This is a genomic window from Aureispira sp. CCB-QB1, assembly GCF_000724545.1.
GTDB lineage: Bacteria > Bacteroidota > Bacteroidia > Chitinophagales > Saprospiraceae > Aureispira.
The window spans coordinates 86,826-99,738 of the sequence record NZ_JHBV01000043.1 but is presented as its reverse complement, the minus strand read 5'-3'; the positions used below and the strand labels follow the sequence as shown (position 1 = coordinate 99,738).

Sequence of the window (12,913 nt, the reverse complement as noted above, 5' to 3'; positions counted from 1 at the left end):
TTCACAATACATTAACAATCTATAGCACAGCACTCACAGAACAAATTCATATATTTTCCATAAAAAAAGACATACTGTGTACTAAAGTTTTAAAATTATGCGAAAAACATCCTCCCAAATTCACACCTTGATTCGTTCTTTAAGTAAGGAAGAAAAAAGAAAAGTTACCATGCATCTTAGAGGATTAGGCAAGAAGGGTATCAAGCATCTAAAACTTTTTAAAGCCATAGACAAACAAGAAATCTATGATGAAGAAACATTAAAAAAAGCCTTTAGAGGTACTTCTTTTAGCATCGAAAAAAAACGCTTATACGATTTGGTTCGTGAGGTTTTAATTGTTTTTCACGGTCAAGTAGATACAAGCCAAGAAATATTGGCAGGCTTGCAGTATTTTCGAATTTTAGTCCATAAAGAACTTTACAAAGCCGCTGAAAAAGAAATTTATAAACTCAAAAAAATAGCGGAACAACAACAACTCTTTCTTTATGTTCAATTGATTGATCAAGAAATTTTAAAATTAGAAAACAAAGTGCTGCAATTTTATTCCTTTAAAGATGATTCTTTTACGGAGTTTATAGATGCGATTCAAACCAACTCATTGTTAGCTAATAATTTATATCATTACAACCTCCTAAAAACCCAATTGCATTATCTTTATCGAAAAAAGACTCGAATTCCCAAAGATTTATTGTTAGCAGAACAATTGATTCAACACCCTATTTTGGCTTCCCCTACTCAAGCACATAGTGCGCTCGCCCAATTGGAATATCATCAAATACACTTAATTTATGATGCCCTCAAAGGCAATTTAGAAAATGCGTTGGAACACAGTATAGAATCACTGTCTATTTTTGAGGCAGAGCTTATCAATATACGACCACCAGAAGAATACATCAGCCACTTATATAACCTTGCTAGCCGAGCACTTTTTTATAGAAAAATTGATTTGATCTTGTCCTTGATTGCCAAAATAGAAAAAAGTCAATATGCTTTAAAAACTCAACATCCAATTGAGCAACTACGTTTAATTGAGCTTAAAGCCAACATTTATGCCATTACAGGAAATACCCAAGAAGGTCTAAAATTAATTGCAGAACAAAGTGATTGGTTGGAAAAAACGCCCTTGGATGTTCTGGTTCCTTATTCCTGTTTTGTTTCCATCTATTTTGTAGTTCCTGATTATGAGAAAGCCTTGTTTTATATAGAAAAAATATTGGATAAAAAACAAAATAAATCTTATTTGGCATTACAACTCAATGCTAATATCACCAAGTTATTGATCTATTTTGAGACACAAGAAGACTCCCTTCTCGAAAGCGCTCTCCGTTCGCTTCATCGACAACTCTATCCTCATAAAGAAAACTACAACTTAGAATTACGAATCATTCGATTTTTGAAAAAAATTCTTTCCACTAAAAAGAACGAACATCCTATCCTATTTCAGGAAATGTATGAAGAGCTATCTACTCTTTTTAATCATACGCCTAACAATAAAATCACCCAATTATCTATGATTCGTTCTTGGTTAAAAAGTAAAATACAGGGCTGCTCTTTAGCACTTATTTTGCAGCAGCATAACTCCCATGTACTCTAAAAATTGTAAGAAATACCTTCAATGGCAAATACTTCTTGAATTTGCTTTGTTTGCGTTAAGTTTTTGGGCAAGTCTACGATTATTTTGCCTTGATGAAAAAGCATTATTTGATGTGCAAATCGGAGTGCAATGTCTAGTTCATGTGTAGCTAAAAAAATAAGTTTTTGCTGCTTTTTTGCCAAGCGCTGTAAGGTTTGAAAAATTTTAATTCGATTGACAAAATCGAGGTGTGCAGTAGCCTCATCCAACAAAATAATAGGGGTATCTTGTGCTAAGGCTCTTGCCAAAAGTACCATTTGCTGTTCACCATCACTACATGCTGTAATATACTTGTTTGTCAAATGATTGATTTCTAAGTTCTCGATAATCGCCTGAATCGCTTGATGATCCTCTGCTCTCAATTTGCCCAAGAAACCCAAATAAGGATACCTTCCTAGAGCAATTAAGTCATACACTTTCATATAAGGTGTCTGAATTCGTTCTGTCGTGACAATGCTCAATTGAGTAGAAAAATCTTTTGCTGAAAAATCCTCTATTCTTTGTTCATTTAATAACAGCTGACCAGCTATAGGTTTCAGGAAATTCCCCAATGTTCTTAGCAAAGTGGTCTTTCCACAGCCATTTCGCCCCAATAAAGCCACCAAATTCCCTAGGGGAAAATTAGCATCCAAGGGGATTGAGTTAATTGCTTTTGAGTGCCCCACTTGCAATTTTTTTAGTTGTATCATGCCGTATTTAATCCTTTTTGGTGAAGACAAAAGATACTATTCTTGGCGGCAAGGTTCGGTTGTTGTCATCAAACCATTCTTGCAAATCAACACATTCAAACCCTGTCCTTTTAGCCACTTCTAAATATTCAGAAATGTGATGTATGTAACAATCCAACGTTTGCAAATCTCCACCTGTTTCAAATCGTGCCTTGCTTCCTAAGTATTGCTTAATAGGATGCAACTCCGAAACAAAAAAGGTACCTCCACTTTTAAGGACACGAGCCGCCTCCTTAAAAATAAATGTCAAGTCTTGTATGTGTTCCAACACAAGATTCGTTGTTGCCAAATCTACTTGTTGACTGGCAATAGGCCAAATACGTTGTATGTCGACTTCATAAAGATTCAACTTGTTCGTATCCAATTTTTCCTTTAACTTCCCTAGCATTTCTGAAGAAAAATCCATCGCCCAGATTTCCTTTGCGTGCTTGGCTAGCCACACGGTATTTTTGCCCGTTCCACAGCCTAGTTCCAAGACATTTTCAAAGGTATATTGACCCAATACTTTTTGAGTCACTAGAGCATCCAAATCTCTAGTTTTATTATGATTATCATCATAAATAGCTGCCCAACTATTATACGCTTCTTGATTGTTCATTTTGTATGGTTTGTTGAAATAATTTGATACAGCAATATCCCACTCCAAATAACATCCCATAAGTAAAGGTAATTCCCCAAATTCTAGGGTACCCCATTGGATTGCTTAAATATCGTAAGATTTCTTCAATAAGTCCTATTGGATTACTGATAATATCCCAGCTGTTAAAACGCATATAACGTCCCAAATAAATCCCAAAAGCATTTAAAAATATAATTCCTAAAAGTATTAGAATAGCTGTATGTGTCTTAAAGTACATTTTTAGTAGTTGTTCCATCATTAGTAATGTAGCATAAAATAAAACAACTCCTGTACTTGCATAAGAAAAAATCAATAGTGTATCAAACCAAAGTGGTGCGGTGTGTTTCCAATATATTAGATGAAATAAATCAGTGATAATGTAAGGAGAATTGGGTAAAAAAAGTAAACTAACTCCTCCCACGCCCCATACAAGTACCTCAGAAGCGTGTTGCTGTTTTAAGTACTTTGCACTGTGTATAAATAGTAATGGCAAAAATGCTAGAAATAAATTCCATACTAAAAATAAAAAATACCGCTCTTGAGCGTATACAATTCTACTGATAACCAGACAAAAATTAAATAAAAATAACAAGCTTAAAGCTGTAAAAAAGGGATATTTTGAGATAAAACCTTGACAAAATAGAACAAACGATTTCATACGATAAACATTGCTGCTCCGTAGTACATTTATTTCCTACTTCTCCAACTTGATATTCCAGTATTGGATTGGAGTTAGGCTATAATTGAATGGAACAATAGGGTTATTAAAACAATACATTATTTAACTTTGAAATTCAAAGCACTTTCACTAATGTAGTTTCTATTTATCACAAAAACAACTTTATCAATGATAATTCCCATTCAAAAGTATCAACAACTAGTATTTGGTTTTTCCCCCTATTATTTGGTTAACTATTTATTGGGTGCTGTTCCTAACCATCGCAAAACATTATCATGCCAGATCTCCTCTTGCTCATTGATCGTAATCATTCCATGAGCAACGGCTTCATCCAAAACTTTTCCTGGATAAGAATTCGGTACATCTTCCATTTCTCCTAAAGGATAAGGATCATCAATCCCAGCAATGATTTGAGCAACACCACAACGATTTTTTAATAGCTGAAAGGTATATACATCATGTACCAAGGTATCAAAAAATAAATTAGGATGCCCTACCGAAGCCTGAGGGTGTTGCGTATTTGGAAACAAATCGGGTCTTCCATTAAATCCCTGTACTCTTCGTCCTAGATTGGCTTGTCCTAACATACAACCGTGTGCAAAACAAGTTCTAATGTTGGGAAAACGATTGGGAATATCTTTTAAGGTATACAAATGCAAAGTATCGGCTGTTTGCGCCATCATCCACACCAAATGAAAACGCCAATAAGTATCTTCCAACTGAATCATCTTTTGACCATCATAAGGATGTATTTCAATCGCCAATCCATAATGATTGGCCAAATCATACATTGGATGAACACTATCATCCGCAACAGAAGTCCATTTTCCTTCCGCGTTAATAAAATGTGTCGGCAAGCATAATACGGACATTCCCAATGTTTCTACACAACGCTCTATTTCTGCCAAAGCAAAGTCGATGTATCTAGGCTGTACAACAAAACCACAGGTCAATCTATTGGGATGATTCCGTTGCACCTCCGCATTAAAATCATTCTGAAATCGTATGGCATCTTTTGTATCTTCTAATGTCAGACCATTACAATATAACTGCGACAGGTTCAAAATTACAGTTCGCTCTATCTCATTTTTATCCATCCACTCCAACTTTTCTTTAAGAAAGAAGCTTGGTGCTGTAATCGGTCTAGCCCAATTTCCTTGTCGCATAAATTTTTTATCCTCATCAATCCAAAAAAGCTTTTTAGCTTTCATAAATTGTGGAATTTGGTGGGGTTCTGGCAATAAATGCCCATGCCCATTTATTTTCGATTTTTTCATTTTATATTGGTATCAATTGTTAGGTAAAAATCGCATTTTTCAATACTTTCCACAAGATAAATATTGTATCAAGCTTTTTAATAATAGTTCGTTGAAAAACTTTATTAGTTATCACAAACAAAACAAATAGCATAAAATTACAACGGAGTAAAATTTTATTATAAATGAAAAAATCAATTGGAATTATTCCTGCTCGCTATGCCTCTACTCGATTTCCAGGAAAACCTTTGATAGATATAGCGGGAAAAAGTATGATTCAACGTGTTTATGAGCAAGCGATGCAATCCAATTTGGATAAAGTAATTGTTGCTACAGATAACGCTCGGATTTACCAAGCTGTACAAAACTTTGGTGGTACTGTAGTTATGACTGGACTTCATGAAAACGGTACATCAAGGTGCATAGAAGCCTACTTAAAAGAGACAACTACTTACGACATATTGGTCAACATCCAAGGGGATGAGCCATTTATTGCACCTAGCCAAATCAATAGTATTCTCTCTGCCTTTAACGTTCCCGATACGCCTATTGCCACCTTAGCCAAACAAATTGACAATTTAGACGATTTGCTCAGTCCTAATGTTGTAAAAGTTGTTTTTTCTACTCCTATTGCAGCAGGTATTCACAACGCTCTATACTTTAGTCGTAGTCCAATTCCCTTTGTTCGAGACTTGCCTCAAGAGGCATGGCTTACACAGCAACATTTCTACAAACACATTGGTTTATATGCCTTTAGCCGTTCTTTTTTATTGAAAACTTATCCAAATTTGGCTTCTGGTCAATTGGAAGCAATCGAAAAATTAGAGCAGCTTGCTTGGCTAGAACACAATCAGTCCATCCGTATTTTAAAAACGGACTATGAGGCTCCTAATATCGATACGCCTGAAGATTTGAATAAGGCTTTGGCTTGGTTGAAAAGTAATTGTTGATGGAAAAAACAGCTTGCTATTCCTAAACTCTCGTACAATTGGATGGAGCAATACAAAAATAGCAACATATGAGATTTTCCCAAACTGCACCATTCGTATTGTAGAAAAAAGACGGCGACGTTAAAGTTATCATTCTACATTACTGATGACCCAAAAGTCGTGTGCTTTTAAAGCATCATCTGTAGAACGGTGTTGTATTTTTTGAGCCTTAAATGGCAGTTTGGCTTTTTTGAATGCTTTTTGAAGTGGTTGAATGGCATCTTGTCCAATAATTAAAACAGTAGGCTGTTGTTCTAAAAAAGCGTTCATTGCCTTAGGAGAATGCATTTCTTCATAAGTTCCAAAGTGTTGTTCGGCATAAACCAATAGACTTATTTTTTGTTGCTTGATATTCAAACCCGTAAAAATAAGCCTTGCCTTGTTATTTTGTCCACTTTTTTCGTACGCTGTTGCTATAATATCGTCAAACGATTTGATTGGTGATTGCTCTATCAGCGGGCTAACACAAGTCCAAAGTAAAAACATAAAAACGCCTCCTAATACAGCGGTCTGCTGATACAACTGTTGAATATTTTCTCGTGCTTTTAACAAGGATATCAAAAGCAACAAAAGCACCATACTCATGGGGAGTAAATATACCAGCGTCCCATTTCCGACTAAGTAAACACCTGCTATAGGGAGTCCTATAATAATGAGTGCAAAAATTAAAGTATACAATACTAAGCCTATTTTTAGCAAGTTGGATTCAGCCTTTTTGTTTTCTAAATAACCAATTTGTAACGCCATTAAAAAAGCTAGTGCAGGCTGTGCCCCCATTGAGTAAGAAGGTAACTTACTACTCATAAATTCCCAAAAGAACCACCCCATTACCAACCAAATGACCAACATCAGCTCTTTGTTAGAGGGCTTTATAAAACCTTTAACAGATGCTTTGAGCGTTGGGAGCCAAAAAGGTAACCATGTCAAAAATGCAATGGATAGCACAACCAAATGATAGCCCCAAAAACCTGATTGTCCCAAGACAGATCCTCCAATTCTTCTCAATACATACCACTCCCACAAAAAAGGTAGTAAGTGAATTTTGTGTCCGTTCGCTTCCTCTTGCCACCAATCAGCAAAAGGAACGCCATTACCTGTTTGCTCCCACAGTAAGACGTCTTGACTATACGAAGCATAACACCAACCAACAAAAGGAGTAATTGCCAACCAAGCAAAAAACCAAGGGTGGGTTTTTATTAAATTTTTCCTATTAGGATGAAAAATAGCTAATAATACCCACATCCCTCCTATTAATAAAATAATTGGAGGTCCTTTGACTAAAATTCCCATTGCAATAGCTCCCCACAAGCCTAGATTCCACTTCCATGAGGGGCGATAAATAAAATTCAGCAATGAAAGTGCAGCAATTGTTTGAAATAATAACAACGAAGCATCGGTTAGCGCAACTTTTCCCATCAATGGAAGTTGAATAGAAGTTGCTAGAATTATGGCTGCTCGACAAGCGTTTTTTTGCCCAAACAACGACCGTCCCAACAAAAACACCATCCAACAGGTCAATAAAATGGCAAGTACACTAGGCAACCTAAGCGCAAATTCGTTGACACCAAATAGTCGATAAGATAATGCAATGGTCCAAAAATGAAAGGGAGTTTTTCTATGAATTACAGACCATTGGTAACTAGGTTCTACCCAATCTCCTGTTTCCAGTATTGTCATTCCGAATCCTGCATAAGCTGCTTCGTCCTCATCCCACAAACTTACAGAATGGTTCATCCAAAGTAGATTAACAACAAACAAAAATCCAATGAACCAAACAAATTTAGGGTACTTTCTCATTCAAATAACAATTTCTACTGTACTGAACCTGTTTTAAATCAAAAAAAGAGTGCTTCCGAAAAAGCACTCCAAATTATAATTTTCTTTTGAGTTATTATTTATAATGCTCCATTGATTTTTTAGTTTTTCCATAAAAAATATACAGTGCACTTCTGATTGGCAAAATAGGGTACTAGTTTTTTTAGTAGAGTTATCTTGTCTATTAGTAGTTAGCTGCGCTGCTACTTCGTGGTCGTTGATTAGTTCGCTACGCTCATGAGGGCACAAGCTTAGTTTTTTACTTTTTACCAAAAAGATAAAAAATCACATTTATATTATTTTGATAATCAGATTTTTAACACAAGATGCAATGAATTTACAACTTATTGATTATCAACTGCGCTGCTACTGCGTGGTTTCAACGAACTATTGGTCTATTGGACTAGAGTGAAAAATTAAACCCTAATACAGCCCCATATCTCAACGGTTCGCCTACTTTATAGCCCATCACAAAATCGGCTCGCAAAAATCGAAATATTCCCCAGCCTATACGATCTAAACCTATATTGAACTCCATATACTCTCTATTTTCAGGCGTATACAGTACATGATAACCTGCTACAAACTCAAAACCTAAGACTTTTAAACCTGGAATCTTATTCCAAATTGCCCCATTAAAATGATGCTCGGCGTGCAGCATAGCGAATGCTGAATTGGTGCTGTTTTGATAATAGGGCAACAGTTGAAACGTTCTCAAATAAGCATCATTCTTTGCAAAAATAGTCTGATTACCATTAAAATGATGATAATCCATAAAATAAGTCTTCGCTCTATTAGGAAACCATCCTCCCGTCAGATTGAAGCTAAACAAGCCTGATGTTCCTAGGGCTATTTTTTCCTTTGTCAATTTTAATTCTAAATAGTCATAATTGGTTGTTCCTCCTAACCAAGGTACTCCCTTTTTGTAGCTGATCCAAATATCAGGAAATTGAGAAGGCTTGTAAACTCTTCGATTGGGGTACGTTACATATTTTTGCCCTAAACGAATCCGCAGTTTTAAGGCTAGTTCCAAATGTTGGTGTGTCAAGAAACTAGGATTGTCTTTATTAATATTCGGTTGCCCTATATCTTGAGGATGATTAGAAAAGTAGGCTCTTGTATTTTTAGGAACAAACGACCAATCGGTTGTATTGACCAATGCCGAACGTTGTGCATATTTTATCCCCCCTTCTACATACAAACCATTCAAAATCTCTTGTGAATAAGTTGCACTGCCATACACTTCGTCATAAAGCTTGAGGTAATTGCGCTTCTCCAATAACGTATAGTAGTTATTAATCATGGGCATAATCGGATTATCGGAGTTGAACTGCAACGCTTTTTTACCACCTTCTATTTTTAGTTTGGCCTTACTAATAGCGCTGAACTGCATTTCAAACGCTCCTGATCCTCTAAACTGCTGCTCCGAAAAAGCATAATTTCCCTCACCACTAATTCGATACCATTGATATTTTTCGGCATTTACTGTATGTTTAAAATTAGCATTGAGACCTAAAACAAACCCTTGAACAGTATTAAAATAAAAGTTTTGGAGAATAGATGAAACATTAAAAGCATATCCTTTGTGTGTATTTTGGTAAGTATACCCTGTTGCTAAATCCATCAACTTAAACTTATTGGCAATTCGATCCATCGAATCTTTATAAGCTTTGGAATTGTAGATTTTTTGCAAACTATCTTTTTCGTGATAATCTTCTATTTCATCCTTCCCTAAAGGTACAGGACGAATGGAATCCCAAGCTGCTTGGTCTTGCTTATTGGCATTATCTTCCACTTTAAATATTTCGGCATTAAAGAACTTTTTGTCAAAGTTAGGGTTTAAATCATAGTTGCTAAATACACTCGCAAAATAACCATAGAGTTTGATAAACAGCACTTTCAATGTAAATGTTAAGTTTCTAGAAAAAACGGTCCAAGTTTTATCGTCTAATTTGATGTGCGTTTCTCTAAAATGTAAGGTATCTAAAATAGAAATATTTGCGCTTTTTCCTGTTGTAAATAAGTCTGTGCTATGAATTGCCCAGTCCTTGTCAACAATATAGATGTACCCCGCCACTACTGCTCCCAACTTATTTTTAGGAATCACTTCTATTTTATATACTAAATGACCTTTCTCATCATAAAAAGAAGTCTCCATTCGATATTTGTAAGCACTCAAAGCATCGTTTGCTATGGGAGATAAAATTTGAGCTTCGCCCAATTGAATGGTATTTTGATAAAACGACAGTTTGGCCAAATCACTCCCCGAATTAAAACTAAATCCTTTGTCATCTCCACTTACTTTAGAAAAAACCATGACTTCCTTGTACTGACCTTTTTTGTAGTGCAATCGCGATAAAGATTCGGAAAGATACAATATTCCAAAATCTAGGGAATCAACGTCCAACGAATCATCTTCCAAAGAAAATCCCATAAACGATTTGGGCAATTCATCGACTCCCACAGAGTGTTTTCCTTTTACATAAGCATCGCAACTATACTCTTTTCTTTGGTTGAGGTAAAATTTTCGTTTTTTAATTGCTTTCCGAATCACCCTGTAAGCAGGGTCTTCTCCTGCCGTTACGACAACTTCTTGAATATTGTTAACCAAAGGTTCTAACACAACATTCAATTCTATGGCTTGTTTTCCTATTGTTACAGACTCTACCTTAGAAGTATATCCAACATATTGAAACACTAATTGATACGTTCCTTCCTCTAGTTCCAATTCGTAAAATCCATCGATATTACTAGTCGTACCTATTGAAGTTCCTTCTACATGGATACTGGCAAAGGATAAAATTTCACCACTAGAATCTACGATTTTTCCTTTAATGGGTGTGGCTGAAAGGGTGGATATAAAAAGGGATAAAAAACAAAAAAACGAATTTAAATATTTCATTAAATTATAATAATTTGAATTCGACAATCCTTAGATACACAAAAGGTAAATACGCTTTTATAAGTAATAATTGCTCAGAAAATGAAATCAATAAAACTTTATCAGCGGATTGTCATGGAGTAATAACAGAATATATTGAGTGAATGTGTAAGAATGGGAATACCTTTAATAAAACGGACTGTAACTACCAAAAGACGATTCAAGTAAAGAAATGTTACAGTCCCTTTTCAAAAAACGTTAAGACATTGCAATAATGAAAGTAATTTACGTTACAAAACACTTAGGATAATGTCCAAAAAGTATCCTCACTTCCTAATTGCTGAATGTTGCCCAATAATTTACTTGGATTAAATCCAGTTATTTTTTTAAAATGGTTAATAAATTCTGACTGGTCGTAATAACCAACGTCATAAGCTAAATTGGTTAATAAAGGCTTTTGATGCGCTGTTTGATACCTTTGCAATGCTTTTCTAAACTGAACTACATTAATATAATCCTTTACCGAGCAACATAAATGTTTATTAAATAATCGAAGCAATGTTTTTCGACTAATTGCTAAGTCTTGTGCCAATGTATTGACCGTATACTTATCGCTCGCATTCAACAATAACGTTATAGCGCATTCTAAGCGGGATTCTTGAAACCCTACATACTGTGCTTCAAAATATTCGTCTAAAAAATGAATTTTATCAGCTATATTTTCTGCTGCATAGATTTTATCTAAAAAAGGGTTCATAGAAACTCTAAAATACTCAAAACTTTCTCCTTCTTTTGTTGCCATAAAACGAACGAGTGGCGCGCTCAAAAAATGATTGATCCCTAAAGATTGAAAAACAATGCCTATTTTATAAAATGGTGGTTGTTGTGCCACTTGTTTGAATACTTTGTTGACGCTCTGATAAGCATAATGATAATTTTCGTTCTTGCTAGGGACTACTTCATATAGATTATTAGAATAAGAGATGGCTGCATTTTTATAAATACTTAAAGCATTCTTATAATGAGGATAAAAAATATACTGTCTTTTTTGGGTTGCATCAATGCATTCTTGAAAATAATAATAAGCAATATACTTTTGTAAAAAGGTACTAGCAGGTTTTTGGGCAACAAAAAGCTTTTTATCTATCATTGATTACAAACACAAGTTATGGATTAAATATTGACAGTATAGAACGTTTGACAAACGCCCTGTACCAATTTCAAGATACACCCACTACAAGAAAATCAGTAATTTTCTTATTATTTTTTATTATGTTTTTTTGTGAATTACTTAGTTAATAATAAGGTCTGAACGGTATCCGCAATTACGGCTTTAAATGCGTCTAAAGATTTGTATTGATGGGGATTTTGACGAATTTGCTGATATGAAAATGCTCCCTCTGCTTCTGGAAACAGAACAATCGTTTCCCCAAATCTTAAATCAAAGAGTTTCATATTCACAAAACAAAAGGAAAAACCGTCAGGGCTTTTAGCGTAAACCCAATCAAAATGATGTTTTTGAGAAGCAAAAATGCCTTGTGCTGTCAAATAAGGATAATTTCTAGATTGCACAAAAACATCCTCTGAGTAGGTCTCATTTTGGGCAACAACCACGATTGTCAAGCCGTACTGCGGCTCCTCACTGTCCACTGTAGCAAATTCTCCCACACAAATCCCTTTTAACATTTTGGTGCTATCTTGTATAGAAAAAGGCATACTTGCCACTGCATATTCGTACTCTGCAACAGGAAAAGGACTACAATTTAAAGGGTAAACACTAAAAACTTCTTTGTATTGGGCATACATTTTCTTGTCTTCTTGAAAACGTTCCAAATTCCATGTCTCGCTATTTAAATTATCTGCTGCTCTTTTCTCCAGACCTTGCAGTAAGGCAGTTTCTTTTTGATTGCTTTGAGGTGGTTCAGAAGTTGAGCAAGCACACAGCAAACTAAGGCTACCCAACAGCCATAATTTTAGTTGTATAGTTATATTCATTTACTAACTATTATTAATCGGTTGTGAAGCCAATAAGTTGTTGTTATTGGATTTAGTGTTTCTTTATTAGCCTTGCCATCCATTTCATATGTCATAACAGCCTTGATCTTTCCTTCCAAATTTTGCGCTGACAACCAGTAACCAATACAGATCAAAACAATTGACACCAATATACCTTTTATGTTCATTGATTTATATTTTAGTTTTTAGAATCAATAGTTAGCTTCATTAATACTATATAATAAAAATCCAAGCACAAAGATAAATGACACCCCTGTTTTATAATTGGTAAAATGAGACAGCTTTTAATAAAAAAGG

General features: G+C 35.0%; 10 protein-coding genes. 2 read left to right on the top strand and 8 right to left on the bottom strand.

The genetic code is table 11. From position 1 onward, the window contains the following. Window positions 1-97: 97 nt before the first annotated feature. Window positions 98-1,594: a hypothetical protein gene (locus CG11_RS23560; protein ID WP_052599313.1), complete on the top strand. Its 1,497-nt coding sequence runs from the start codon at window positions 98-100 to the stop codon at window positions 1,592-1,594. On the opposite strand, the gene CG11_RS23555 is transcribed toward CG11_RS23560, so the two are convergent. From CG11_RS23555 to CG11_RS23540, 4 genes are all read right to left on the bottom strand, one after another. Continuing rightward, on the bottom strand, window positions 1,591-2,322 hold the full coding sequence (locus CG11_RS23555; RefSeq protein WP_052599312.1) for an ABC transporter ATP-binding protein: 732 nt from the start codon (window positions 2,320-2,322) through the stop codon (window positions 1,591-1,593). The genes CG11_RS23560 and CG11_RS23555 overlap by 4 nt on opposite strands. Window positions 2,323-2,329: 7 nt before the next feature. Then, window positions 2,330-2,959 carry a class I SAM-dependent methyltransferase gene (locus CG11_RS23550; RefSeq protein WP_052599311.1) on the bottom strand — a complete coding sequence of 210 codons (630 nt, stop codon included), beginning with the start codon at window positions 2,957-2,959 and terminating at the stop codon, window positions 2,330-2,332. Continuing rightward, window positions 2,937-3,638 (bottom strand): DUF1361 domain-containing protein, encoded by a 702-nt coding sequence (locus CG11_RS23545; protein WP_052599310.1) that lies wholly within the window; start codon window positions 3,636-3,638, stop codon window positions 2,937-2,939. The genes CG11_RS23550 and CG11_RS23545 overlap by 23 nt, the downstream gene beginning before the upstream one ends. A gap of 254 nt (window positions 3,639-3,892) precedes the next feature. Beyond that, window positions 3,893-4,936: an amidohydrolase family protein gene (locus CG11_RS23540; RefSeq protein WP_052599309.1), complete on the bottom strand. Its 1,044-nt coding sequence runs from the start codon at window positions 4,934-4,936 to the stop codon at window positions 3,893-3,895. Window positions 4,937-5,100: 164 nt separating this feature from the next. On the opposite strand from CG11_RS23540, the gene kdsB reads away from it, so the two are divergent. Then, window positions 5,101-5,865 carry a 3-deoxy-manno-octulosonate cytidylyltransferase gene (kdsB, locus tag CG11_RS23535; RefSeq protein WP_052599308.1) on the top strand — a complete coding sequence of 255 codons (765 nt, stop codon included), beginning with the start codon at window positions 5,101-5,103 and terminating at the stop codon, window positions 5,863-5,865. Window positions 5,866-5,994: 129 nt separating this feature from the next. Here kdsB and CG11_RS23530 read toward each other — a convergent pair whose 3' ends face one another. The 4 genes from CG11_RS23530 to CG11_RS23515 all read right to left on the bottom strand — a co-directional run bounded on the left by CG11_RS23530 (window position 5,995) and on the right by CG11_RS23515 (window position 12,595). Continuing rightward, the gene (locus CG11_RS23530; RefSeq protein WP_052599307.1) at window positions 5,995-7,701 is read right to left on the bottom strand and encodes a glycosyltransferase family 39 protein; all 1,707 of its coding nucleotides are present in this window, start codon (window positions 7,699-7,701) and stop codon (window positions 5,995-5,997) included. Window positions 7,702-8,122: 421 nt separating this feature from the next. Then, window positions 8,123-10,621: a DUF5686 and carboxypeptidase regulatory-like domain-containing protein gene (locus CG11_RS23525; protein WP_052599306.1), complete on the bottom strand. Its 2,499-nt coding sequence runs from the start codon at window positions 10,619-10,621 to the stop codon at window positions 8,123-8,125. Window positions 10,622-10,901: 280 nt separating this feature from the next. Next, entirely contained in the window at window positions 10,902-11,750 is an 849-nt protein-coding gene (locus CG11_RS23520) for an AraC family transcriptional regulator (protein WP_052599305.1), read from the bottom strand. A gap of 137 nt (window positions 11,751-11,887) precedes the next feature. Next, window positions 11,888-12,595 carry a hypothetical protein gene (locus CG11_RS23515; protein WP_052599304.1) on the bottom strand — a complete coding sequence of 236 codons (708 nt, stop codon included), beginning with the start codon at window positions 12,593-12,595 and terminating at the stop codon, window positions 11,888-11,890. Window positions 12,596-12,913 lie beyond the last annotated feature (318 nt).

Coding starts and splice junctions, on each gene's coding strand:
- CG11_RS23560 (WP_052599313.1), top strand. CDS start 98: ATGCGAAAAACATCCTCCCAAATTCACACCTTGATTCGTTCTTTAAGT.
- CG11_RS23555 (WP_052599312.1), bottom strand. CDS start 2,322: ATGATACAACTAAAAAAATTGCAAGTGGGGCACTCAAAAGCAATTAAC.
- CG11_RS23550 (WP_052599311.1), bottom strand. CDS start 2,959: ATGAACAATCAAGAAGCGTATAATAGTTGGGCAGCTATTTATGATGAT.
- CG11_RS23545 (WP_052599310.1), bottom strand. CDS start 3,638: ATGAAATCGTTTGTTCTATTTTGTCAAGGTTTTATCTCAAAATATCCC.
- CG11_RS23540 (WP_052599309.1), bottom strand. CDS start 4,936: ATGAAAAAATCGAAAATAAATGGGCATGGGCATTTATTGCCAGAACCC.
- kdsB (WP_052599308.1), top strand. CDS start 5,101: ATGAAAAAATCAATTGGAATTATTCCTGCTCGCTATGCCTCTACTCGA.
- CG11_RS23530 (WP_052599307.1), bottom strand. CDS start 7,701: ATGAGAAAGTACCCTAAATTTGTTTGGTTCATTGGATTTTTGTTTGTT.
- CG11_RS23525 (WP_052599306.1), bottom strand. CDS start 10,621: ATGAAATATTTAAATTCGTTTTTTTGTTTTTTATCCCTTTTTATATCC.
- CG11_RS23520 (WP_052599305.1), bottom strand. CDS start 11,750: ATGATAGATAAAAAGCTTTTTGTTGCCCAAAAACCTGCTAGTACCTTT.
- CG11_RS23515 (WP_052599304.1), bottom strand. CDS start 12,595: ATGAATATAACTATACAACTAAAATTATGGCTGTTGGGTAGCCTTAGT.